This window comes from Geobacillus sp. Manikaran-105 (assembly GCF_002809955.1).
Taxonomy (GTDB): domain Bacteria; phylum Bacillota; class Bacilli; order Bacillales; family Anoxybacillaceae; genus Geobacillus; species Geobacillus thermophilus.
The window spans coordinates 1-23156 of sequence record NZ_PIJG01000003.1; the positions used below are offsets into that span (position 1 = coordinate 1).

General features: G+C 51.6%; 21 protein-coding genes and 2 pseudogenes. 14 read left to right on the forward strand and 9 right to left on the reverse strand.

All coding sequences use genetic code 11. The features are described from left to right. Positions 1 to 93 precede the first annotated feature (93 nt). Both CV945_RS17420 and CV945_RS01460 read left to right on the forward strand, forming a co-directional pair. Positions 94 to 216 (forward strand): annotated as a pseudogene (locus tag CV945_RS17420) (NAD(P)H-dependent flavin oxidoreductase); the annotation flags it as partial. A 186-nt stretch (positions 217 to 402) separates the two neighbouring features. Next, a pseudogene (locus CV945_RS01460) lies at positions 403 to 1029 on the forward strand (Glu/Leu/Phe/Val dehydrogenase dimerization domain-containing protein); the annotation flags it as partial. A gap of 198 nt (positions 1030 to 1227) precedes the next feature. On the opposite strand, the gene CV945_RS17425 reads toward CV945_RS01460, so the two are convergent. From CV945_RS17425 to CV945_RS01470, 3 genes are all read right to left on the reverse strand, one after another. Then, the gene (locus tag CV945_RS17425; protein WP_227412594.1) at positions 1228 to 1647 is read right to left on the reverse strand and encodes a transposase; all 420 of its coding nucleotides are present in this window, start codon (positions 1645 to 1647) and stop codon (positions 1228 to 1230) included. After that, positions 1595 to 1996: a hypothetical protein gene (locus CV945_RS17430; RefSeq protein ID WP_232721954.1), complete on the reverse strand. Its 402-nt coding sequence runs from the start codon at positions 1994 to 1996 to the stop codon at positions 1595 to 1597. Before CV945_RS17430 ends, CV945_RS17425 begins: the two co-directional genes overlap by 53 nt. Before the next feature lie 219 nt (positions 1997 to 2215). Further along, positions 2216 to 2737 (reverse strand): gamma carbonic anhydrase family protein, encoded by a 522-nt coding sequence (locus tag CV945_RS01470; RefSeq protein ID WP_100658981.1) that lies wholly within the window; start codon positions 2735 to 2737, stop codon positions 2216 to 2218. Between the two features lie 417 nt (positions 2738 to 3154). Between CV945_RS01470 and CV945_RS01480 the strand changes: the two genes are divergently transcribed. The 5 genes from CV945_RS01480 (at position 3155) to CV945_RS01500 (ending at position 9031) form a co-directional block, all read left to right on the forward strand. Next, the gene (locus CV945_RS01480; protein ID WP_021322411.1) at positions 3155 to 4645 is read left to right on the forward strand and encodes a peptide MFS transporter; all 1491 of its coding nucleotides are present in this window, start codon (positions 3155 to 3157) and stop codon (positions 4643 to 4645) included. A gap of 195 nt (positions 4646 to 4840) precedes the next feature. Continuing rightward, positions 4841 to 5944 carry an ABC transporter ATP-binding protein gene (locus tag CV945_RS01485; protein WP_100658983.1) on the forward strand — a complete coding sequence of 368 codons (1104 nt, stop codon included), beginning with the start codon at positions 4841 to 4843 and terminating at the stop codon, positions 5942 to 5944. Continuing rightward, complete coding sequence (locus tag CV945_RS01490) at positions 5941 to 6885, forward strand: carbohydrate ABC transporter permease (RefSeq protein ID WP_100658984.1); 945 nt, start codon at positions 5941 to 5943, stop codon at positions 6883 to 6885. Before CV945_RS01485 ends, CV945_RS01490 begins: the two co-directional genes overlap by 4 nt. Then, the gene (locus tag CV945_RS01495; protein WP_020756023.1) at positions 6882 to 7694 is read left to right on the forward strand and encodes a carbohydrate ABC transporter permease; all 813 of its coding nucleotides are present in this window, start codon (positions 6882 to 6884) and stop codon (positions 7692 to 7694) included. Before CV945_RS01490 ends, CV945_RS01495 begins: the two co-directional genes overlap by 4 nt. Positions 7695 to 7711: 17 nt before the next feature. Continuing rightward, positions 7712 to 9031 (forward strand): ABC transporter substrate-binding protein, encoded by a 1320-nt coding sequence (locus tag CV945_RS01500; protein ID WP_100658985.1) that lies wholly within the window; start codon positions 7712 to 7714, stop codon positions 9029 to 9031. 619 nt (positions 9032 to 9650) lie between these two features. Here the strand turns inward: CV945_RS01500 and CV945_RS01510 are convergent. Next, entirely contained in the window at positions 9651 to 10103 is a 453-nt protein-coding gene (locus tag CV945_RS01510; protein WP_100658986.1) for a hypothetical protein, read from the reverse strand. A gap of 235 nt (positions 10104 to 10338) precedes the next feature. Here CV945_RS01510 and CV945_RS01515 point away from each other — a divergent pair, with 235 nt between their 5' ends. Beyond that, a complete protein-coding gene (locus tag CV945_RS01515) occupies positions 10339 to 11496 on the forward strand; it encodes a CapA family protein (RefSeq protein ID WP_100658987.1) in 1158 nt (385 codons plus the stop codon). Between the two features lie 45 nt (positions 11497 to 11541). Here the strand turns inward: CV945_RS01515 and CV945_RS01520 are convergent, their stop codons facing one another. Together CV945_RS01520 and CV945_RS01525 are read right to left on the reverse strand one after the other, a co-directional pair. Next, complete coding sequence (locus CV945_RS01520) at positions 11542 to 12135, reverse strand: class D sortase (RefSeq protein ID WP_033009519.1); 594 nt, start codon at positions 12133 to 12135, stop codon at positions 11542 to 11544. After that, positions 12136 to 13449, reverse strand: coding sequence for a processed acidic surface protein (locus tag CV945_RS01525; RefSeq protein WP_100658988.1), 1314 nt, complete (start codon positions 13447 to 13449; stop codon positions 12136 to 12138). A 198-nt stretch (positions 13450 to 13647) separates the two neighbouring features. Between CV945_RS01525 and CV945_RS01530 the strand changes: the two genes are divergently transcribed. From CV945_RS01530 to CV945_RS01545, 3 genes are all read left to right on the forward strand, one after another. Further along, positions 13648 to 13950, forward strand: a complete 303-nt coding sequence (locus CV945_RS01530) for a hypothetical protein (RefSeq protein WP_100658989.1) — start codon at positions 13648 to 13650, stop codon at positions 13948 to 13950. Positions 13951 to 14172: 222 nt separating this feature from the next. Continuing rightward, positions 14173 to 15147, forward strand: a complete 975-nt coding sequence (locus tag CV945_RS01535; RefSeq protein WP_100658990.1) for an MBL fold metallo-hydrolase — start codon at positions 14173 to 14175, stop codon at positions 15145 to 15147. A 309-nt stretch (positions 15148 to 15456) separates the two neighbouring features. Then, positions 15457 to 16434: a bile acid:sodium symporter family protein gene (locus CV945_RS01545; protein WP_095859484.1), complete on the forward strand. Its 978-nt coding sequence runs from the start codon at positions 15457 to 15459 to the stop codon at positions 16432 to 16434. Between the two features lie 139 nt (positions 16435 to 16573). Here the strand turns inward: CV945_RS01545 and CV945_RS01550 are convergent, their stop codons facing one another. The 3 genes from CV945_RS01550 to CV945_RS01560 form a co-directional block, all read right to left on the reverse strand. Next, positions 16574 to 17395 (reverse strand): rhamnogalacturonan acetylesterase, encoded by an 822-nt coding sequence (locus tag CV945_RS01550; RefSeq protein ID WP_082825793.1) that lies wholly within the window; start codon positions 17393 to 17395, stop codon positions 16574 to 16576. Positions 17396 to 17485: 90 nt separating this feature from the next. Next, positions 17486 to 17878 (reverse strand): CBO0543 family protein, encoded by a 393-nt coding sequence (locus CV945_RS01555; protein WP_015375075.1) that lies wholly within the window; start codon positions 17876 to 17878, stop codon positions 17486 to 17488. After that, a complete protein-coding gene (locus tag CV945_RS01560) occupies positions 17868 to 19019 on the reverse strand; it encodes a DUF2515 domain-containing protein (RefSeq protein ID WP_060788779.1) in 1152 nt (383 codons plus the stop codon). The genes CV945_RS01555 and CV945_RS01560 overlap by 11 nt, the downstream gene beginning before the upstream one ends. An 85-nt stretch (positions 19020 to 19104) precedes the next feature. On the opposite strand from CV945_RS01560, the gene shc reads away from it, so the two are divergent. The 3 genes from shc (at position 19105) to CV945_RS01575 (ending at position 23156) form a co-directional block, all read left to right on the forward strand. Continuing rightward, positions 19105 to 20961 carry a squalene--hopene cyclase gene (gene shc / locus CV945_RS01565; RefSeq protein ID WP_060788778.1) on the forward strand — a complete coding sequence of 619 codons (1857 nt, stop codon included), beginning with the start codon at positions 19105 to 19107 and terminating at the stop codon, positions 20959 to 20961. A gap of 230 nt (positions 20962 to 21191) precedes the next feature. Further along, positions 21192 to 22442, forward strand: a complete 1251-nt coding sequence (locus CV945_RS01570; protein WP_100658991.1) for an esterase/lipase family protein — start codon at positions 21192 to 21194, stop codon at positions 22440 to 22442. Between the two features lie 126 nt (positions 22443 to 22568). Further along, positions 22569 to 23156, forward strand: coding sequence for a Uma2 family endonuclease (locus tag CV945_RS01575; protein WP_100658992.1), 588 nt, complete (start codon positions 22569 to 22571; stop codon positions 23154 to 23156).

Consider the following 23156-nt stretch of genomic DNA (forward strand, 5'->3'; position numbering starts at 1 on the left):
GACACGCCTCAAAGAATAAGGATTGCTTGAAGCAGTCAAACTTCTTTGGAAGCCCCCACTTCAAATTTTCGCTAGAAAATTAAGTGGGGGTAGTTCACCAACGCGGGGCAAATCGCCGGCCTCATCGATGACGTGCCGACGGTGGCCGAGCTGTTTGAACAAATGATGACGGAAGCGAAAACGCAGTGGCAATCGTTGTCCGAACTGTTTCGCTGATGTACGAAAGACGCCTGTCAAACGGCGTCTTTTTTTGGCGATGAAAAATGGGTTGGCAGAGGGTTGACACGGGTAACCAACATCGTTACTATAAAAATAGTATGACGTTATTATAACGTAATAATATTTTTTGTTATATTAACTTGAAAACGCTTTCAAGCGGTGAAGCAAAGGAGAGGGGACGCGATGAAGGTCATGTTATCGCCAAACATGTCGCAAAGCTTCGATTTGTTTTTCCATATGCGCGAACACGAACAGGTCGTGTTTTGCCACGATGAAGCGACTGGCCTAAGGGCGATCATTGCCATTCACAGCACCGCGCTTGGGCCGGCGCTCGGCGGCTGTCGGATGCATCCGTATGCCACGACGGAAGAGGCGCTCGCCGATGCGCTGCGGCTGTCGAAAGGGATGACGTATAAATGCTTGGCTGCCGATGTCGATTTTGGCGGCGGCAAAGCGGTGATCATCGGCGACCCGCGCAAAGACAAATCGCCGGAATTGTTTCGTGCGTTCGGCCAGTTTGTCGAGTCATTAGGCGGCCGGTTTTACACAGGCACCGATATGGGGACGACGCCGGACGATTTCGTGCACGCCATGAAAGAGACGAATTGCATCGTCGGTGCTCCGGAAGCGTATGGCGGAAGCGGCGACTCATCCGTGCCGACGGCCGAGGGCGTTGTTTACGGCATTCAGGCGACGAACGATGTTGTGTTTGGCAGCAAGCATTTGCATGGCAAAACGTATGCCATCCAAGGGCTCGGAAAAGTCGGAAAAAAAGTGGCGCTTCGTTTGCTTGAAGAAGGGGCGGACCTCATACCCGTCAAGTTAGCGGTATAAAATTTTTTAGGATGATACGCATGTTCGAAAAATCAATCAAAGGATGAAGAGAAAACCAAATGCTGGGCATGCCAGGCATTTATATCCATAACCTACACTACCATATCCCCAATTTCTTTAAAAGATCCGATACCGTTTCCTCTCCTTTCCTTCGGTCTTTCCTCGCGTGTTTCCTTAACAGAGACAGGAGAGATGGAAGGGCGGTTTCCATCGCTTGGGGATGCAAAAGAAACCGATGCCAATACGATTGGAGGATATTAAGCGCTTCCATTCACTGATCTCGATTCCCTCCCGTTGATGCCAATACCTTCGGGCTTGGAACAGAAGAGTCTGCGTGACTAAAATGGCAATCAATGTCCCATATAAGTGGCATTCGAATCGTTCCTTCTTCATCTTTTTGACACGGTCAAGGTCAAATAAGGATTTCCAGCCCTTAAATAACAGCTCCACTTGCCAGCGCAGCGAATACAGCTCATAAACTTGTTGCGCATCAAACGATTCTTGTGGTAAATTGGTCAGTAAGATGTGATATTTCTTTTGTTCAAGGGTTTGGCGTGACAGCGCCTTCCCTTTCTTTTTTTCCTTTTTCCGCACATACGCCAGCCGTTTTTCCCATTCTTCCGCCGTGAGACGGCGAAAAATCAGACGCGGAACATACAGGCAAGACCTCTTTTAAAAACGCCACGGCACGAGGCGTAAACCGCTGATTCAGTCCTTCATTCGAGAGAGAGCAATCATGCCAGAGCGCCAAATCGGCACACAACCGCTGAAGCGACTGACAGGCGAGCGATCCGTCTCCCCAAGCACATAGCGTCAGAAAGGCTTCCGCTGTTAATGAACGCTGCCGCTGAATGAATCCGACTTTCCGTGCCAGACGGGTCAGTTCTTCAGAGGAGAAGAGTTGACGAATCGTTGTTATCCATGCCTTCATCTTTTTTGCCATCAAAAAACAATCCTTTCCAACGATGATTTTCGTTAGAAAGGATACCATGTTTTTGGCGCTGAAAAAAGATCAAATTCTTAACTTGATGGCTATGCGAGAAGCCCCCCCACTTGAAGTGGGCGGGGATGGCTTGGTTAACAGCTTGCTGTGAGGCGGGTGTTCTCAAGAATCTCCCACCTTTAAGCGTTTAGCGTAGGTGGGAGAGCGTTCAAGGCGTTATTACCGATGATCGGCCAGCTGTTCGCGATACTCTTTTCCTTTTTGCACGTATGTATCAATCGACAGCTGGATGAGCTCAAGGTCTTTGTCCGTCAGTTCACGCACCACTTTTCCAGGCGAGCCAATGACGAGTGAGCGGGGCGGAATCTTTTTGCCGGACGGAATCAACGTGTTGGCGCCGATGATGCATTCTTCACCGATTTCGGCCCCATCCAAAATCGTCGACCCCATGCCGATGATCGACCGTTTGCGGATCGTGCAGCCGTGAAGGATCACATTATGCCCGACCGTCACTTCATCTTCAACAATGAGCGGCGACCCTTCGTACAAATGGCAGGTCGTATTGTCTTGAATGCTCGTTCGGGCGCCGATTGTAATCGGCCCTTCATCTCCGCGCAGGACCGCGTTGAACCAAATGGTCGATTCCGGACCGACGGTGACGTCTCCGATCAAATAGGCTCCCGGGGCAATGAATGCGGTTTCATGAACATTCGGACGTTTTCCGTTATACGGGTATAGCATCCCCACATCCCCTTCATTTGGTGAACTGTGTCATGATCAGTATAACACATTTTGCACGGGGACGGAAAGGAGCGGAATGCACGATATCTTTTCCCTTAAAAGAAGCGTCGATTCATGTACCAATTGCGGTGAACACAAAGATGCAGATGAGATGGAAAAGAGGAAATGGTGCTGTTGGGGAAACGACGATTCCCTTCCATTGATTATACATGATCAACGAAAAGAGGAAAAAGGTTTTTCCTATAACGAAGAAAACGGAAAGGGAGAAATATTTTTTGGAATTTTTATTTAAATAATATTATTTTTCTTAATATTATTGTTTTATTTACCTTACTATAAATCATACAAAAATTTTTTGACAATATAAACATAATGAATTATTATATTAAAAGAATTTAAAGGAGGTAAGTAGTGGTTATGTCATCCATTGACAAGCAACAAATCGCTGCCAGCGTTCCCCAGCGCGGCTTTTTCGGCCATCCGAAAGGGCTGTTTACGCTCTTTTTCACCGAATTTTGGGAGCGCTTTTCGTACTACGGCATGCGCGCCATTTTAGTGTACTACATGTATTACGAAGTATCGAAAGGCGGGCTCGGGCTTGATGAGCATCTGGCGCTCGCGATTATGTCGATTTATGGGGCGCTGGTGTACATGTCCGGAATCATTGGCGGTTGGCTTGCTGACCGGGTGTTTGGCACGTCGCGCGCGGTCTTTTACGGCGGCCTTCTCATTATGGCCGGTCATATCGCCTTGGCGATTCCAGGCGGGGTGGCGGCGCTGTTTGTGTCCATGGCGCTCATTGTCTTGGGAACTGGGTTGTTAAAACCGAACGTTTCGAGCATTGTCGGCGATATGTACAAGCCTGGCGATGACCGCCGCGACGCCGGATTCAGCATTTTTTACATGGGGATTAACCTTGGCGCCTTTTTGGCTCCGCTTGTTGTCGGTACCGCGGGGATGAAGTATAACTTCCACCTCGGCTTCGGACTTGCGGCCGTCGGGATGTTTCTCGGATTGATTGTCTTCATCGCGACAAGAAAGAAAAACCTCGGGTTGGCCGGGACGTATGTGCCGAATCCATTGACGCCAGCGGAAAAGAAAAAAGCGGCTTCCATCATGGCCGTAGGGGCGGTTGTGATTGCCGTGCTGCTAGCCATCTTGATTCCAAACGGCTGGTTCACTGTGGAAACGTTTATTTCTCTTGTCGGCATCTTAGGCATCATCATCCCGATCATCTATTTTGTCGTCATGTACCGCAGCCCGAAAACGACGGCTGAAGAGCGGTCGCGCGTGATCGCGTACATTCCGTTGTTCATCGCTTCAGCGATGTTTTGGGCCATTCAAGAACAAGGATCGACCATTTTGGCGAACTATGCGGACAAGCGGACACAGCTGGATGTCGCCGGCATTCACCTTTCACCGGCTTGGTTCCAATCGCTGAACCCGTTGTTTATCATCCTCTTAGCGCCGGTGTTCGCGTGGATGTGGGTGAAGCTTGGCAAACGGCAGCCGACGATCCCGCAAAAATTCGCGCTCGGCTTGTTGTTCGCCGGCCTGTCGTTCATCGTTATCCTCGTGCCGGGGCATTTGAGCGGCGGAGGGCTTGTCCATCCGATTTGGCTCGTGTTAAGCTACTTCATCGTCGTGCTCGGGGAGCTTTGCCTGTCCCCGGTCGGCCTGTCGGCGACGACGAAACTTGCCCCTGCCGCTTTCTCAGCGCAAACGATGAGCCTTTGGTTTCTATCGAACGCCGCCGCGCAAGCGATCAACGCTCAGCTTGTGCGCTTCTATACGCCCGAAAACGAAACGGCCTATTTCGGCACGATCGGCGGGGCGGCGGTTGTGTTAAGCGTCATCTTGTTTTTGCTCGCCCCGAGCATTCAGCGGCTCATGAAGGGCGTTCGTTAATATCACGCTGATGTTTGTATCAACAGGGAAAACAGATGATCCAAAAGATTACAAATCTGTGACAGGATGCTCTGCGTTGGCAGAGCTTCTTTTTTTATTCAAAAAATATTTACATAAATCAAAAAATAAGTTCAGATGGTGTTTACAAAAATGGATTACGATGGAATAGAAAAAGAGGAAAGGGGAGAAAAGCGGATGGCGTTTCTTGAGCTGGTTGAGGTGACGAAATCGTATGGAGGCAAAAAGAGCGCGGTCGAGAATGTGAATGTCGCGATTGAATCAGGGGAGTTTTTTGTTCTTGTCGGCCCATCGGGATGCGGCAAAAGCACGATTTTGCGGCTGATCGCTGGCCTTGAGCCGCTGACATCAGGATATGTATTGATCGATGGACAAGTGGCGAATGATTGGCCCCCTCACGCCCGCCGGTTATCGATGGTCTTTCAAAATTATGCGCTATATCCCCATTTGACGGTGGAGCAAAATATGCGGATTGTCTTGCAGGCGCAAAAGGTGCCGAAAGAAGAACAAGTGAAACGTTGCATGGAAGCGGCGGAATTGCTTGGATTGACCGATGTGCTGCATAGGAAGCCGCGGGAATTGTCAGGGGGGCAGCGTCAACGCGTTGCCTTAGGGCGAGCGATTGTCGCGCAGACTCCGCTTTGTTTGATGGATGAACCGCTCTCCAATTTAGATGCCAAGCTGCGTGCGAAAATGAGGAGCGAGCTTCGACGCTTGCAGCGTCAGCTCGGCATGACCGTTATTTATGTCACTCACGATCAAACGGAAGCGATGACCATGGCTGATCGGATGATGATTTTGCATGACGGCCGTCCGCAACAAATCGGCAGTCCGCTTGATGTATACAATAGCCCAGATAACACGTTTGTCGCTTCATTTATTGGAACACCGCCGATGAATTTGGCGGAAGCGCATGTGCTGGAACATTCGCTCTTATTGCAAAACGAGCGGCCCATCCGTCTTCTGCGTCGTTCTTTGCCGAAGGCTGAACGGGTGATCGTCGGACTGCGGCCGGAACATATTGAGCCGGCGGAATCAGGAGAAGAATCTATGGCCGTCAAAGTCAGCCATGTCGAGTGGCTCGGCAATGAAACGTTAGTGACGTTTGAGTTGGCAAAAAATCTTTATTGGACAGCACGATGGAATGGACAATGGCGCATCCGTTTGGGAGAAGTGGTGCCATTGACGTTTGATGAGCAGGATTTCCTGTTTTTCGATGCGTCTGGAAAGCGAATTGGAGCCCCGCCCATCAAGCGGGAGGAGGTGCGGGTTCACCAATGAATGAGCGTGTTTCAACGGTTCCCTCCCCAGCGCCATGGTCGGTCCGGACGAAGCGGGAGGCGCGGCAGGCCGCAATAAAATCGTGGTTGGAAGGGATGGTGTATCTTTGTCCTTCGCTTCTACTGTTTGGCGTGTTTCTCTTTTACCCGTTGGGGAGAACGATGTATTTAAGCATGTTTCACACCGATTATCAAGGGCACCCGACGGAATTTGTCGGTTTGGCGCATTTTGTTGCTCTTCTTCAAGATGCATCGTTTTGGCATAGTTTGAAGGCGACGGTTCTATTTGCGGTGCTCACTGTCCCGACGACGGTCGCCGTTTCGTTCGGTTTAGCGTTGCTCGCTCATGAAACGCGGAAAGGAATCGGGATCTTTCGGACGATTTTTGCCTCTACGATGGGGATGAGCGTGGGAGTCGCTTCGGTGATTTGGATGTTTATGTACAATCCGGCGATCGGGATCATCAATCGTTTGGTGTCCGCGATCGGCGGGACTCCTGTTTCATGGCTTCTTGACCAGGACACGGCATTGTATGCGGTGGCGGCGGCGACGATTTGGATGAATATCGGACTGACCTTTTTATTGTTGCTGGCCGGTCTGCAAAACATCGATCCATCCTTGTACGAAAGCGCCCGCATCGCTGGAATGAGCTATTGGCGACAGTTGTGGACAGTGACTGTGCCGCTGTTGTCGCCGACGTTGTTTTTTGTCACGACGGTCTCGCTTATTCAAGCGCTGCAAACGTTTGGACAAATTGACTTTTTAACGAAAGGCGGGCCGGTGGAGGCTACGAATGTGTTCGTTTACGCGATTTACCGGGAAGCGTTCGTCAACTATCAGTTTGGTTCCGCGAGCGCGCAAGCCCTTGTCCTTTTTCTCATCATCGCCATCGTCACGTTTTTGCAGTTTCGGTTTGCTGAGAGGAAGGTGCACTACCAATGAAAATAGCGCGGGCAACGGCTCACTATGTGTTGTTATGCCTATGCTCGGTTGTCATCTTGTTTCCAGTGGCTTATGCTCTTCTGATGAGTTTGATGGATGGAGCCGCTATTTTGTCAGGACGCCTATGGCCTGAGAAGGGGACATTGGTCAATTATGAGGCCGCGTTTCAACAGGCTCCGCTTGGGAGATATTTATGGAACAGCTTTTTTGTGGCTTTCATGATTACAGTGGGGCGCCTCATCGTGTCAAGTCTCGCCGCTTTCGCTTTTGTGTTTCTCCGCTTTCCCGGTCGGGATCGGTGGTTTTACGTGTGCATTGCCACGATGCTCGTTCCGTGGGAAGCGACTGTGATCCCAAATTTTTTGACCATCCAAGCGCTTGGCTGGACAAACCATTACGCAGGACTCATCGTGCCGTTTTGGGCGATGGCATTTGGCATCTTTTTATTGCGGCAACAGTTTAAGCAAATTCCGCACGAGCTGTATGAGGCGGCGCAGTTGTCTGGGGTGGGGAATTTCCGCTTTTTTTGCCGCGTCGTGCTGCCGCTTTCAAAAACGAGTTTGGTGACGCTGGCTGTTTACAGTTTTTTGGACGCTTGGAATATGTATTTATGGCCGCTGCTCGTTACAAACGATGACCGTGTCCGCACCGTGCAGATCGGGCTCAAGCAGCTGCAGACGCAAGAGATCGCCAGCAGCTGGGGCGTCGTTATGGCAGCGGCGGTTATCGCGATGCTTCCAACTTTGTTGCTGTTGTTTGCTGGACAGAAGCAATTGCGAAAAGGGCTTATGCAAGGAGCGATTCAATAGCGAGGAGGAGAAACAAGATGAGAAAGGTTTTAGCCAGTTTCTTAGCTTTAATGTTTATTGGATTTGCCGCGGGATGCTCAAGCGAAGATGCGGGCGAAGCGGCGGGAGGCAAAACAGAAGTGGTGTTTTGGCATTCGATGAGCGGGGATTTGGAGCCGGTCTTAAATGACATTGTCGCTGATTTTAACCAAACCCATCCAGAGATTGAGGTGAAGCCAGTATTTCAAGGCACCTATGAGGAGGCGCTGACGAAATGGAATGCGGCAGCAGGGACAAAAGACGCCCCGACGATCATGCAGACGTTTGAAGTCGGAACAAAGCATATGATCGACAGTGGAAAGATTGTTCCAGTGCAAACGTGGATCGATAAAGACAAGTATGATGTCTCACAATGGGAGAAAAACATTGTCAATTATTATACCGTGAACGGGCGGATTTACTCGATGCCATTTAACTCATCCACCCCTGTACTCATTTATAACAAAGATGCGTTCCGCGAAGCCGGGCTTGATCCGGAAAAACCGCCTCTCACCTATAGCGAGTTGAAGGAAGCGGCGAAAAAGCTGACAAAGAAAAAAGGAAAAGAAACCGAACGGTACGGATTCTCGATTTTGAACTACGGCTGGTTTTTTGAAGAAATGGTGGCCGTACAAGGCGGACTGTATGTGAACAACAACAATGGACGGAGCAGTGATGCGACAAAAGCAGTATTCAATGGAGATGAGGGGAAGTGCGTATTTGAGCTGATCAGCGACATGTACCGAGACGGCACGTTTTACAACGCCGGTCAAAACTGGGACGACATGCGCGCCGCCTTCCAAGCAGGAAAAATCGCCATGTATTTGGATTCGTCCGCTGGTGTAAAAACGTTGATCGATAACTCGCCATTTGACGTTGGCGTTTCGTATTTGCCTGTCCCGGATGGCGTGGAACGTCAAGGCGTCGTAATTGGCGGCGCTTCGCTCTGGATGATGAAAGGAAGCAGCGAAAAGGAGCAAAAAGCGGCGTGGGAGTTCATGAAATACTTGACAACCGCTCCTGTCCAAGCTGAGTGGCATGTGCGCACAGGGTATTTTGCCATTAACCCGGCTGCGTACGATGAGCCGCTCGTCAAAGAGGAGTGGGCGAAATACCCACAATTAAAAGTGACGGTGGATCAGCTGCATGAAACAAAATCAACCCCTGCTACCCAAGGGGCGCTCATCACCGTCTTCCCTGAATCTCGGCAACATGTCGTGAAAGCGATGGAACGGTTGTACGAAGGAATCGATCCGCAAAACGCGCTCGATCAGGCGGCGGAAGAGACAAATCGGTTGTTGCAGGAGGCCGGAAACTGACCTGACCAACCGGACAAGCGTCCAGGTGGAGCTGCCGGATAGGCAAATCCAATGCTCGTTCGGGAAACCGATCTCCTTAATCAGTGAAGGGTTCTGCAAGGACCAGGCATGGACAAGGGCATTTACGTGTAATGTCATACAGAACGATTAGCGATGGCAAAAAAGATTGCCATCGCTAATCGTGTTGATCGGAAAGTTATTCTAAAAAATCAAATAAATAATTTTTTCCAAACTGTAGGGTGCGAAATGTAAGTTGTATCGATTTTATTTTCTTAAATATTGCTTTTTTATTGAGTATGTTATAATCCAAAAAACACAAGGGGTATACACAAATAAAAATACATTATAGGCTATTTCAGGCTCCCCTATATATATTATTTTATCTACTCCAAAATTGATCACCCAATATATTATTACGGCAATAAAATAGGCTATAGCATGCAGGAGAAATGATATAGGAGGATTCATTTGATTTATTCTTTGTAATACGTAGTCTATCAATAAGGAGATTGGTATACCGAACAAAATAACTAGCGGAAGTACACATATTATAGAGTAGAGTAAGGACTTGACAAGAACTTCTAATAGTCCCTCTAAATGCCTTTAAGCGTGTGGAGTGTCAATCCGCTTTCTTCAGCAAATGCATCTCCTCCTCCACTCTCGCGATGCGGCCAAGTTGATAATCAAGCCGCTGATGAATGAGGGAGATGTCTTCTTTTGTCGCCATTTGCTCGCGAAGTCGGGAGAGCTGGTCTTTTGTTGCCATCTGCTCGCGAATGCCGGCCATTTCTCCGCGGAGGCTGGCGATTTCATGGCGCATGCCGTCTTGAATGCTGCGCTGTTCGAGTTGATTGTCGCGGATCGCTTTGATCATGTCCGTGTTTTCTTTCATCTGCTCCTTCAGCCAGCGCAGCTCTTCTTCCTGTTTGTCCATCCGTTGCTCAAGTTTGTCCACCCGTTGTTCAAGTTGACCCAATTTTTGCTTCACCGTTTGCATGTCTTGCTTCAGGACGGACATGTCATCGACAAGTCCTTGAACAAGTGTGGTTAACTGCCGCAACAGCTCTTCCATGAAGAAACCTCCTTATCGAGATGGGATTCACTCGGGGCGTTTCAACCATGAAACGTGAGGAGTCCAAGATGTGGAAATAGGAGAGGAAACGCCTACAAGCTCATTATATCATGGCTTGGCTAGGTCATCACTCCTAAATTGAGGAAAAGAAAAGGGATAAATAGGGGGTGTGTTGAATACGTCATTAGCAGAAGTTGTGGTAGTTTGAAGAAAATAGATTGATAGGAGAGGGAATATGAACGCATGGATCAAGGGAAGAAATGCGGCGCTTATGTGTATGGCGTCCGTCTTTTTATTTTCCTGCAGCAATGCGGCTGATCGCGGCGTCGAGGAAGTGCTGGCAGCGCCAAACGAACTGGCGGGGCAAACAATCGAGCATCCACCGCTGCCGAGTCCGATCGATAAGATGGCGATAGCGTCAGCCTCTGCCAAACAAGCGGCGCCGAACCCGAACGAAGTGCGCATCACCATCAGCGCGGCGGGCGATGTGACGCTTGGGCGTGATGAAAACTACGGTTATGCGTATTCGTTTGATGAAGAAGTGAAAAAGCACGGATTGCGCTATTTTACGAAATACATTGAGCCGATCTTCAAGAAAGATGATTTTACGACCGTCAATTTGGAAACGCCGCTGACGACCTCGACGCGGAAGGCAAGCAAGAAATTTCGTTTCCGCGGCCACCCGAGTTATGCGAAAATCTTAACTTATGGCGGCATTGAGGCGGTGAATCTGGCCAATAATCATACATACGATTACTTGCAACGAGGATACAATGACACGATTGCCAGTTTAAAAAAGGAAAACATCGGTTATTTCGGCCGTACGCTTCGGCTCATGAAAACGGTCAAAGGCATTCAAGTCGGGGCGCTCGGCTATGAAGGTTGGAGCAATACCAGCACGTTGCGCAAGCAAATCGCCAACGATATTCGCACGCTTCGGAAACAAGGAGCCGACATCGTTTTCGTCCATTTCCATTGGGGAGTGGAACGAAGCTATGTGCCAAACAGCACGCAAAAGGCGCTCGGCCGCTTTGCGATTGACAGCGGCGCCGATTTGGTCGTCGGCCATCATCCGCATGTCATTCAAGGGATTGAGGAGTATAAAGGGAAGTTCATCGTCTACAGCCTCGGCAATTTTATGTTCGGCGGAAACAAAAATCCGAGCGACAAAGATACGTTTGTCTTTCAGCAAGTGTTCTCTTTTCAAAACGGCAAGCGGACGGCCAAAAAAGAAATCCGCGTCATCCCATTTCGCATTTCATCGGTGACGACAAGGAACAACTACCAGCCGATGCCGTTAGCGGGAGGGGAAGCAGCCCGAGTGAAACGGAAAATTGTCTCGCTGTCGGCGAAAATCAAAAAGCCGACTTGGACCGCGTACGAAGTGAAGTAAAAAAGGATGGCCCTTGTTTCGGCCATCCTTTCGCTTTTTGCAAGGTTAAGAGCGATCATTGATTAAGTTGGCGACGAGCACGTACCGCTGCGGAGCAGGGCCGACGTAGCGGAACGGATAGCACGTGGAAACGGTGAGTGTCGCTTTCGGCTTTGGAACGATGACCGTCCGGTCGTCGGCGTCGACGATGCGCACTTTGCGCACTTTATAGGTGAATGTGCCGGCGGACGTACGGACGATCAAGAGATCGCCTTGGCCGACTTCGCCAAGACGGCGGAAGACCGTGTCACGATGGCCAGAAAGCACGCAGTTGTCCGCCTCTCCTGGCAGGACACTGCCGGCGTAATGGCCGACCCCTTTTTCCAACTCGTTTTCATCTGTACCGTGGTAAATCGCTAGGCTCATGTTGAGCTTCGGGATGATGAGTTCGCCGATTTGTTCACCGATTTTGGGCTGTTTTGGGTAGAGTGAACTTTGGATTTGCATCGGCGCAGCGCCTGTTTGTCTCTCTATTTCAACAGACAGCGGTTTGACCGCCTCCAAGCCGTTTTTCCACTTCAAGCCGCTAACGGCGGCTACGGCGATTCCTGCTGCGATCAAGCTTGCTCCAAAAAAGCGCACGAGCCGTTTCCGGTTCATTTATTTCGCCTCGGCTCCTTGGCGGAAGCGGACAAGGAATGCGCCGGCACCGATTAAGGTCAAACCAAAAAGCATATAAGCGGCATACGGGGATGCCGTCTTCGGCAGTTTCGCTCCGGCTTCGGTCCGCTTCAGCGGTTTCGGCGGCGCCGGTTTCACCACTTTTTCGATTTTCGCTGCCTGGCCGCTCTGTTGCAAGTCTTCGCCGATTTCATCGAATAGGTCGGAGGCAAACATCTCTTCGGTCACGACAAAATCAGCCAGCAGCTCGCCGTCAGTGCTGTAAATTTCAACAAGCAAATCGTAGCCGCTCGCTGATTCCATTGTCAGCAGCGTCGACAGGCTGAGCGGCTTTTTCTCGCCACCTTTTGTCAAATAAAACTTCGCTTCCAGCTGAAATGTGGAAAGCAGGTCGGTCCATACATTGGCGATCTCAGCGATTTGCGTTGGCGATAGCTCCGTCACGCTCGTAAAATCGTACGCACCGATCGCCTCAAGCCGTTGGCCGATTTCTTCCATTTTCTCGGCGAATTGCGGATCTTCCATATTAAGCGATTCAAAATGGTTATAGAGCTTTTCCAACTCTGCGTCCGTCAAACCAAGCTCGTCTAAATCCGGAAGCAAGTAGTCGATGACTGTCTCCGACAGTTCCTCGACCGTCGCATAATTGTCAAGCGAATCGCCGTTTTTAGACAGCAGTTTTTCCAATTGCGTTTTCGTCATGCCAATTTCTTGTAAAAATTTGTTTAATGTTTCTTCGGTCAACGGCGTCAAATTTCGATAATAATCGACGATATCTTTCAGCTCGCCGATCGAGTGGTAATCGGCCAACGATTCGCCGTGCCGATCAAGAAGGGCGATGAGCTCTTCCTTTGTCATTCCGCGTTCGTTTAGAAAGGCGGCCAGCGTTTCATCCGTGATTGGAACGGAGTAATCTTTAAACAGTTCGATATATTCTTCCAGATCATTGTAAAATAAAAACACATCAGTAATGGCCTGTGACTCTTCCATTTCTCCATTGTCGATGAGCATTTGTCGAAGCTGTTGTTCGGTCAATCCGTGTTTGGCGAGCAACTGAGCTAAATTTTCTTCCGTGAGCGGCTCGCCGAACTCACGGCGCATTTCGTCCACGCTGTCAAACTCATCGAGCGAATAGCCTTCATAGTCCAAATAATTTTCCAGCTCTTCGACTGTGATCCCTGCTTCATTTAAATACTGCTCTAAAGCTGGATCGTTGCGTTCAATGGCGAACGCTGAAGCTGGCCATACAGTGGCTATGGATGCGGCCAAAGCAAAAGGAACGATGTTTTTCATGTCGTGACCTCCGTTTGTTTGTATATACGAATTCAGTATATAGGAACATGAAAGGGACGAAAATAGTGAAATATATGGAAATTTTTATATAGAACACCCTCCCTGTTTACATCTAATGTTTTCCACGTATGACTTTTTAGAGGCAACGTATGCTAACCGTTGAACGGGAGCTGTCGAGCAAAAGGAGGTGGAGGTACAATGGATCGCTTATTCCGTCTGTTCCGCGTTCAGCGCGGCCGCGGGTTGTGGAATCCATGGTTGGGGGTTGTTAGACGGCGAAGAAACAATAACGCCATTTGGACGCTCGTCAGCGTAAGCTTAGGAGCGGTGGCAGCCGCGATGTTGGGGGCGAGACAAGGGAGACGCATGGCGCCGATGACGCAAGGACCGATGCGAAACGTGATTCGCGGCCTCAACCGCTGGATGAGCCGGCGGATGGGAACGATGCAGCCTGCTGCAATGGATTTTCCTGCAAAATCATCCAAAAGTAATGAGATGTAGCCGCTTGTGATAGTATTGGATGACCGATGGGATCATGGAAAAGGGTGTTCCAAAATGATGGATGGGCACCCTTTTGTTTTGTCCTAATGATTTTGAAGGTTGAAAAAGATAGAAGATTGTAGCATAATATTTTTATTAACTAAATATTCAGAAATATAAAATAAAAGTGAAGCGTTCTTGGTACATGAAAAAAGATTTGATGCAAAAAAGGGGGGAGAATGGATGACGCAGATCGAAATGGAGTGGATAGGAGATGAAATGTACCGCGTTCCAATCCCAGTTCCATTTCCGATGAAGTATGTCTATTGTTACGTAGGTCGGGAAGCGGATGGATGGAGCATTGTTGACGTCGGCTTTCGCTATCCAGAGGCGATTCGCGCTTGGGAAGCAGTGTTTCGGCAGCTTGGAATCAAACCGCGGCATGTTCAGGCCATTTACATCACTCACTTTCATCCGGATCATTTTGGCTTGGCTGGGTGGATGCAACAGCAGACGGAGGCGCCTGTCTGGATCAGCGAGCCGGATTATGCGATGGCGGAACGAGTGTGGGGGGAAGAGAGCGTTCAGGCGAGCGAAGTGGGTGCCATGTTTCGCCGCCATGGTGTGCCGGATGAGTTGGTAACGGACATTGAGGAGAGCATGTGGAAGCTGTCGTTGCGCGTTAGCCCGTTTCCGGTGCTAACCGTTTTGGATCGTTCGGAAATTGTGCTGGGGCAGCGGCGATGGGCGGTCATCCCGGTCCCGGGGCACAGCGATGGATTGATCAGCTTTTATCAGCCGGAATCGCGCCAGTTGCTTGCATCAGATCATGTGCTTGATCGCATTACTCCGAACATTAGTGTATGGCCCGGCGCTTATCCAAATCCGCTCGAGCAATATTTTGCCTCGCTTCGCAAAGTGGAGGAACTGGAGGTGGATGTGGCTCTTCCTGCCCATGGCGCGGTCATTCGCCAATTTCGCGAGCGGATCAGCGACATTTTCCGCCACCACGAACAACGGTTGCAAAAAATGAAAACGCTAGCAACATCGGGGCGCACCGCCTATGAAGTGGCCCATCTTGTGTTCGGCCATAAGCCGCTGACCGTGCACCAATGGCGGTTTGCAGTGGCTGAGACATTGGCGCATTTGGAATATTTGGTGTCTGTCGGTGAATTGCAAAAAGAGGAGCATCGGCATGCAATCGTTTATCGGCAATGACCGATGTCCAGCTGCTAGAGAGTTGGAATCTTTTTGTATTATTGTGTGGCGCATGGACGAACAAAGAAAGGCTTGAACGGATGGAAAAAGCAATGACTGGGCTGTATGATGTGAAGCGAGGCGATGTCGTTTTGTTGCTGAATGGTGAGGGGGAAAAGCAGCGAAATAGCCTAAGGAGCTGGCTGGTCAACCGTTGTCCATCGGTTTCATGAAAATTTGTCGCTCCAATGGGGCGATTACGGTGTATAATGGGGGAGGTGTAGGCATAGCAAAAGAGCCCTTGAATGGCGAGACAGGGAGATGAAACCGATGTGGCAATCGATCAACCGTCGGCTTGAGAAGGCGCTGCCGTTTCTTACGCCGGCGAGCGTGGCGGCCGGCATCTGGCTGGCGGACGAACTGCACGGCTATGCCGCGCTTGTGCCGTGGCTGTTTGCGTTGATGACGTTTAGCGGCAGTTTGCGCTTGCGTTTGGCCAATTTGAAAGAGGCGCTCATTCACCCTGGCCCGATCGCTGCGGCGCTATGTCTGCTCCATTTCATCATCCCGCTGTGGGCGTTTGGGCTTGGACATCTGTTTTTTGGCAGCGACCGTTGGACGGTGATCGGGTTTGTGTTGGCGGCCGCTATTCCGACCGGGGTGACAAGCTTTATCTGGGTGTCGCTCGGCCGCGGAAACTTGGCGCTTGCCCTTTCTGTCATTTTGATTGATACGTTTTTATCGCCCATCGTTGTGCCGCTGACGTTGCTTGTATTGGCCGGAAGCGTGGTCGAGCTCGACGTGGGCCAGATGATGCTCGGCTTGTTTTTTATGATTATTTTGCCGTCACTAGCCGGCATGTTCGTGGGCGAACGGCTGTCTGCTCAAGCGAACGAGCAGCTGGCGGTGGTGCTGTCCCCGTTTTCCAAGCTGGCGCTGGCGCTTGTCGTCATGATCAACAGCGCAGTCGTCGCCCCGTATTTTGGCCGTGTTGACGCCCGGCTGTTTTTCATGGCGCTGCTTGTCTTGGCGATCGCAAGCTCTGGCTATTTTCTTTCTTGGATGACCGCCCGTTGGCTCAGATTTGCCCCGGCGGACATCATCGCGTTGACGTTTACCGGGGGGATGCGCAACATCAGCGCCGGCGCGGTGCTCGCGATGACGTATTTTCCGCCGGCAGTCAGCGTGCCGGTCGTTCTCGGCATGCTGTTTCAACAAGTGCTCGCGTCCATATACCACCGCTTGTTGAACAAAACGTACCATTCACCAACGAGCGGCAGAGCGCCATACGTCGGAAGCGCCCGGTAGAGAGGCAGGCGGTATGCCGGCTGTCGGACAGCGCCTAGCGGGAGTAAAAAGGGAGCACACACCCGCCCTAGGTGGGACGGGGGCGGGAAAAAGCAGGCGAGGCGCTGCCGGTGTCACGGTGTTTCGTCGCTGAGGCGGTCTAGTGACCGCCTGGCTGAACGGTCTCGTATGGCGAACGAATGAGGTGGCGGCGAAGAGGAAGGTTGAGTTCGACAATTCCTTCCACGACGAGCCGGGCGATTTCCTTCGCCCCTCGCTGGTGAAAGTGGGTGTTGTCGCTGATGCCGTTCAGGTAATTGGGATGTTCGCCCGGTGCGAGCCATAAAAACCACCGTTTCGTCCGCTCCGGACCGAGCTGTTCAAACCGCTGTTTGCTTTTCGCCGTCAAATCGATAAACGGCACGTGCTCTTGTTTCGCCAGCGCTTTCATGGCGGCAGGATAAGGCCCGTGGGAATCGAGCGCTCGTCCGTCGGCGGAAAAGCGCCGCCGCTCGACCGGGGTGATGAGGACAGGAGTCGCCCCTTTGGCGCGGGCGCCGTCAATATACTGTTTCAAATATGCCTGATAGGTGGTGAACGGCTCGGTGTGGCGCGCCGGGTCGTTCACCTTTTCATCGTTATGGCCAAATTGGATGAACAAGTAATCCCCTTTTTTCATCTCATGCAACAGGCGAGCCAACCGCCCCTCCTCGACAAAACTTTTCGCGCTGCGGCCGGAAGCGGCCATATTTTTCACCATGACGTTGTCATCAAACCAATCATCGAGCATTTCACCCCATCCGGCCCGGGGAGCGCGGGAGCGGGGGGCGGCGGCGACGGTCGAATCGCCTGCCAAGTAGATCGTTATGACGGCCCGTCCGCCCGTTTTGGATGCTTTTCCATCCGTGTCCGGTTGGGCGATGAGGGCAACGCTGGCGGCGATGACAGCCAAGCAAAGGAATGCGGCTTTTTTTCTTCTCAATCGGATTCCTCCTATCCGGCAGCTGCTCGTCTTTTCGGTTTGTTCCCCGTTATCGTTGCTCGCTGCCATTGCCTTTATGCGCCATTCGTGCTAGTCCACCGTTTGGAATCGGCGGTAAAATTCCCATATTATTGAAAGAAAAAGACCGTAACCGGCAACTGAATACCAATGGCTCCATTCGGCCGTGTGGGTGAACAAACCGTACGTCTCGGCTTTGGCCTCCAATGCGGCCGCCAATGCCGACAATGCAGCGATGAGCCCCATGCGCCCAAGGCGGCTAAGCCGCTCCATGAGGGCAAGAAAGAAGACGGTGCCGAGCGGAAGAACGACGGCCGTAAAGAAAATATCGATCGAAAAGACAGAAGGAAAGGGCCGTTTCGGGAACGCATACAGCCCTTTTCCCACGAAATACAAATCCAAATACGTCCCCGTCCAAGACGCAAGCAGCGCTGAAGCCACGTAGGCGCGGCGGCTAGCGCGCATGAAAGAAGGCGTGTTTGGCGATGATCGCCAGCTCCATTTTTTCGAGCGTTTCACAATAGGCATCCACAATCTCTCCATTCGTCGGTCGTTCCGGTTTGACAAGGTAGCCGACAACGTGCGGGTCGGTAAACCAATCGCCGGGTTCGGCTGCTTCATGGACGACGTTTTTCCACGCGTGACGAAGCTGCGGGCTGTATAGGCGCGGGGCGCCGGGAACGATTCGGCAATCGCGGATGCGGCGGCGGTACGGCTCCCGTGGAAACGATTCGCATACGTCGTTAAACAGCTGCGGCCAATAGTCTTTGCGCGAGCCGGTGTGCGGATGGCGCACCGCCCAGCGCACAGCGTTTTCCAATGTTTCTTCATCGTCAAACAAAATCGAGTACAGCCGTTTGCCGAGCAAAATGCGTTCATGGAGCGACTCAAACTCGTGGAGTGTTTGGCCGATCAAGGCGGTGCCGCCCCGGCCGTCGTCATGCGGAAACAAAATATGGTTGAAGCAGAGTAGTTCCTGCAGTTTAAACTCCAGCGTCTGAAAAACCGTTTGCCGAAAAGCAGGATGTTGAATGACGCGGGATTCCAAATAGCTTTGTTCGTTCACGACTAAGGCGATGGCGAGCGTGTACGGGTCGCCGTGGCGCCAAAAATGGCGCCATATCGTTTCCATAAACGTTGAGACGCCAAGCCATGGCAATAAATAAAATAACGGCTCTCCCCGCTTTTTGCTTTCCTCATACAACAAAAACTGTGGATAAATGTCTTGAAAAATGAGCCAATTGCCGCGCTCCAAAAAGGCGAAAAACGACTGCCGGTCGTCTTCCGAGAGCAGCCTCATGAGCAGTTCCCCTTTTAAGTCGGTCATATTCCAGCCGCCGTTGCGCGACACCATATGCCCTAAAAATGCCCAATGAATTTCGCGATGGCGCAAGTAAAAATCGAGATAGGCCGTTGTCCGGGTGACATTGTTTTCGTTTTGTTCCGCCGTCATCGCCTGGATGCGGCTGATGAGCTGCTGCTCTTTGGCCGTCAGATCGCGTTCTGATATCGTTGTTGCTTCTTTCTTTCTCTTTTTCTTCAGCTCCCGATAAAGATCGACGAGAGAAAGGGGAAGAGACGAGGTTTTTGATTTTCGGCAGCGCATGATGAATCCCCCTCTTGGCGCATCGCGGGTTTGCGAATCGAATAAATATGGAAAGAAGCAGATTTTCGAAAAAGGAAGGCGATGAATAGTGGACGATGAACGGCGCGTGCTCATCGATGCGCTCAAGCAATCGCAAGCGGCTGATGGATCGTGGCGGTTTCCGTTTGAAACCGGTATTTCCACCGATGCCTATATGATCATTTTATTGCGGACGCTCGGAATACATGATGAACCGTTGATTCAAGCGCTTGTCGAACGTATTGAAAGCCGCCAGGACCCGAATGGGGCGTGGAAGCTGTTTGCCGATGAAGGCGACGGCAACGTGACGGCGACAACCGAGGCGTATTACGCCCTGCTTTACTCCGGCTATCGGAAAAAAAACGACCCGCATATGCAAAAGGCGAAAGCGCGCATTTTGGAAATGGGCGGCCTAGAGCGTGTCCACTTGTTTACGAAAGTGATGCTCGCATTGACCGGACAGCACCCGTGGCCAAGACGGTTTCCGCTGCCGCTTGCCTTTTTCCTTCTCCCCCCGTCGTTTCCGCTCAATATGTATGACCTTTCCGTGTACGGAAGAGCGAACATGATTCCGCTTCTCGTCGCCGCGGAGCGACGGTACAGCCGGAGGACGGCAAAAAGCCCAGACTTGTCCGATTTGGTTGTTTCCCGCAACGACTGGCGGCTGCCTGAAAGCCGATCGCTATGGTCGTACATCAAGCGATCTCTCATCGGACTTCCGGACCAGCTGCATCATGCCGCCGAACAGCGCGCCGTCCGTTATATGTTGGATCATATCGAGCCAGACGGAACGTTGTACAGCTATTTCAGCTCGACGTTTTTGTTGATTTTTGCGCTGCTCGCGCTCGGCTATCCGAAAGATGATCCGTATATTCAGCGGGCTATCCGCGGTTTGCGCTCACTGCGGACCGAAATCGATGGGCATACGCATATGCAATATACGACCGCTTCCGTTTGGAACACGGCGTTGGCGAGCTACGCGCTGCAAGAAGCGGGCGTGCCCTTGACGGACCGGACGATTGAAAAAGCGAACCGCTATTTGTTGTCGCGCCAGCATATCCGCTATGGCGACTGGGCGGTGCACAACCCGTACGGTATACCGGGCGGCTGGGGATTTTCTGATGTGAATACGATGAACCCGGACGTTGACGATACGACCGCTGCGCTGCGCGCCATCCGCCGGGCGGCAGCGAAAGAGACGGCGTTTCGCCATGCATGGGATCGGGCGAACCGATGGCTGTTTTCGATGCAAAACGATGACGGCGGGTTTGCGGCGTTTGAAAAGAATGTCGGCAAACGGTTTTGGCGGTATTTGCCGATCGAAGGGGCGGAGTTTTTGTTGATGGACCCATCAACAGCCGATTTGACCGGACGGACGCTTGAATATTTCGGAACGTTCGCTGGATTAACAAAAGACCACCCCGCCGTCGCCCGCGCCGTCGACTGGCTGCTTGACCATCAGGAAGCCGACGGTTCGTGGTATGGGCGCTGGGGGATTTGCTATGTGTATGGCACATGGGCGGCGGTGACGGGGCTTTCGGCTGTCGGCGTTCCAATCGATCACCCGGCGATGCAAAAAGCTGTTCATTGGCTTTTAAGCATCCAAAATGCTGATGGCGGCTGGGGGGAATCATGCAAAAGCGACGGAGCCAAGATGTATGTGCCGCTTGGCGCCAGCACGCCGGTCCATACCGCCTGGGCGCTTGATGCCCTCATCGCCGCCGCCGAGCGTCCGACCGCGGAAATGAAAGCCGGCGTTCGCGCCCTTATTCGCCTTCTCCGCCATCCGGACTGGACGGCTTCGTATCCCGCTGGGCAAGGAATGGCGGGCGCCTTTTACATCCATTACCATAGCTACCGCTACATTTTTCCGTTGTTGGCGCTCGCCCATTACGAGCAAAAGTTCGGGCCGTTTGTGGATTAGCCAACTATCCGTACGAGGGCGTGATGGAACGCTGCCATGACATAGTGCATCACCCTCTCGCTGTCGGCGAGAAACGAAATATGACGGCACAAAAGTGCATTTTTCTCTTTCCCTCATCAGAAAACCCGACAATTGCCGGGATTGAATAGCCTGATTATTTAGTATAGAATATTCAGGTAATTCGGAATAAAGGGGTTCAGTCGATTCGAGGGGAGGAGAAGGAGAGCGTGATGAAATGCTGTCGGATTATGTTTGTGTTGCTCGGATTATGGTTTGTGTTCGGCCTATCGGTCCCGGGAGGGCGGACGGAAGCGGCATCTCCACGCGCCAATGATGCACCCATCGTGCTTCTCCATGGGTTTACCGGATGGGGGCGAGAGGAAATGCTTGGATTCAAGTATTGGGGCGGCGTGCGCGGCGATATCGAACAATGGCTGAACGACAACGGTTATCGAACTTATACGCTGGCGGTCGGACCGCTCTCGAGCAACTGGGACCGGGCGTGTGAAGCGTATGCTCAGCTTGTCGGCGGGACGGTCGATTATGGGGCAGCCCATGCGGCAAAGCACGGCCATGCGCGGTTTGGCCGCACTTATCCCGGCCTGTTGCCGGAATTGAAAAGGGGTGGCCGCATCCATATCATCGCCCACAGCCAAGGGGGGCAGACGGCCCGCATGCTTGTCTCGCTCCTAGAGAACGGAAGCCAAGAAGAGCGGGAGTACGCCAAGGAGCACAACGTGTCGTTGTCGCCGTTGTTTGAAGGCGGACATCGTTTTGTGTTGAGCGTGACGACCATCGCCACCCCTCATGACGGAACGACGCTTGTCAACATGGTTGATTTCACCGATCGCTTTTTTGACTTGCAAAAAGCGGTGCTGGAAGCGGCGGCTGTCGCCAGCAACGCGCCGTACACAAGCGAAATATACGATTTTAAGCTCGACCAATGGGGGCTGCGCCGCGAGCCAGGCGAATCGTTCGACCATTATTTTGAACGGCTCAAGCGCTCCCCTGTCTGGACATCGACCGATACCGCCCGCTACGATTTATCCGTTCCCGGGGCTGAGACGTTGAATCGATGGGTGAAAGCCAGCCCGAATACGTATTATTTGAGCTTTTCTACCGAACGGACGTATCGAGGAGCTCTGACAGGCAACTATTATCCCGAACTTGGAATGAACGCATTCAGCGCGATTGTCTGCGCCCCGTTTCTCGGCTCGTACCGCAATGCGGCGCTTGGCATTGACAGCCATTGGCTTGGGAACGACGGCATTGTCAATACCATTTCGATGAACGGTCCGAAGCGTGGATCAAACGATCGAATCGTGCCGTATGACGGGACGTTGAAAAAAGGAGTTTGGAATGATATGGGGACGTACAACGTCGACCATTTGGAAGTCATCGGCGTTGACCCGAATCCGTCATTTAATATTCGCGCCTTTTATTTGCGGCTTGCCGAGCAACTGGCGAGTTTGCGGCCTTAAAACGAGTATTTTGCGAAAAAGCCATCTCGATCGGATGGCTCTTTTTTTTGAGGAGCAAGCTCTTGAGTTGTATGACGGCCGCGGATGTCCGATGGTATAATAAGGGCAAAGCAAGCGGATGGGGGAATGGACGTGAAGCCGCCTGAGCGGCAAAAGGAACGGTATACGTATCAAGATTATGTCAAGTGGGACGGACGGTGGGAGCTGATCAACGGCGTACCTTACAACATGGCACCGGCCCCTTCATTTGTCCACCAGTCGATCGTCGGTGAATGGTATGTCGCTTTGCGAGCGTTTTTTCGCGAAAAAGGATGTGCGGTTGTCATGGCGCCGTTTGATGTGCGGTTCGATGAACAGGCCGACTATGAACAAGCCAAGCATGTCGTGCAGCCAGACATCTCGGTCATTTGCGATCAAAGCAAAATCGGCAGCCGAGGCTGCGATGGTCCGCCTGACTTGGTAGTGGAAGTGCTTTCGCCAAGTACAGCGTTGAAAGATCGAAACGAAAAGTATATGTTGTACGAACAGTTTGGCGTCAAGGAATATTGGATCGTGGATCCGCTGCATCGAACGGTGGAAGTGTACGGCCGCGGCGAAAAAGGGTATGAGAAGCGGAGCGTCTTTGGCGAAGGCGATGTGCTCGTCTCGTTTTTGTTCGCTGATTTGACGGTTTCGCTGGCTGGCATATTTCAAAATATAGAGGGTGAGGGATAA

Excerpts from the sequence above, each read along its gene's own strand:
- CV945_RS01510 (WP_100658986.1), bottom strand. The coding sequence starts at position 10,103 with ATGGAAGAGCTGTTGCGGCAGTTAACCACACTTGTTCAAGGACTTGTC.
- CV945_RS01525 (WP_100658988.1), bottom strand. The coding sequence starts at position 13,449 with ATGAAAAACATCGTTCCTTTTGCTTTGGCCGCATCCATAGCCACTGTA.
- CV945_RS01530 (WP_100658989.1), top strand. The coding sequence starts at position 13,648 with ATGGATCGCTTATTCCGTCTGTTCCGCGTTCAGCGCGGCCGCGGGTTG.
- CV945_RS01485 (WP_100658983.1), top strand. The coding sequence starts at position 4,841 with ATGGCGTTTCTTGAGCTGGTTGAGGTGACGAAATCGTATGGAGGCAAA.
- CV945_RS01490 (WP_100658984.1), top strand. The coding sequence starts at position 5,941 with ATGAATGAGCGTGTTTCAACGGTTCCCTCCCCAGCGCCATGGTCGGTC.
- CV945_RS01535 (WP_100658990.1), top strand. The coding sequence starts at position 14,173 with ATGACGCAGATCGAAATGGAGTGGATAGGAGATGAAATGTACCGCGTT.
- CV945_RS01560 (WP_060788779.1), bottom strand. The coding sequence starts at position 19,019 with ATGCGCTGCCGAAAATCAAAAACCTCGTCTCTTCCCCTTTCTCTCGTC.
- CV945_RS01570 (WP_100658991.1), top strand. The coding sequence starts at position 21,192 with ATGAAATGCTGTCGGATTATGTTTGTGTTGCTCGGATTATGGTTTGTG.
- CV945_RS01515 (WP_100658987.1), top strand. The coding sequence starts at position 10,339 with ATGAACGCATGGATCAAGGGAAGAAATGCGGCGCTTATGTGTATGGCG.
- CV945_RS01495 (WP_020756023.1), top strand. The coding sequence starts at position 6,882 with ATGAAAATAGCGCGGGCAACGGCTCACTATGTGTTGTTATGCCTATGC.
- CV945_RS01575 (WP_100658992.1), top strand. The coding sequence starts at position 22,569 with ATGGACGTGAAGCCGCCTGAGCGGCAAAAGGAACGGTATACGTATCAA.
- CV945_RS17430 (WP_232721954.1), bottom strand. The coding sequence starts at position 1,996 with ATGGCAAAAAAGATGAAGGCATGGATAACAACGATTCGTCAACTCTTC.
- CV945_RS01555 (WP_015375075.1), bottom strand. The coding sequence starts at position 17,878 with ATGCGCGCTAGCCGCCGCGCCTACGTGGCTTCAGCGCTGCTTGCGTCT.
- CV945_RS01470 (WP_100658981.1), bottom strand. The coding sequence starts at position 2,737 with ATGCTATACCCGTATAACGGAAAACGTCCGAATGTTCATGAAACCGCA.
- CV945_RS01545 (WP_095859484.1), top strand. The coding sequence starts at position 15,457 with ATGTGGCAATCGATCAACCGTCGGCTTGAGAAGGCGCTGCCGTTTCTT.
- CV945_RS01480 (WP_021322411.1), top strand. The coding sequence starts at position 3,155 with ATGTCATCCATTGACAAGCAACAAATCGCTGCCAGCGTTCCCCAGCGC.
- CV945_RS01500 (WP_100658985.1), top strand. The coding sequence starts at position 7,712 with ATGAGAAAGGTTTTAGCCAGTTTCTTAGCTTTAATGTTTATTGGATTT.
- CV945_RS01520 (WP_033009519.1), bottom strand. The coding sequence starts at position 12,135 with ATGAACCGGAAACGGCTCGTGCGCTTTTTTGGAGCAAGCTTGATCGCA.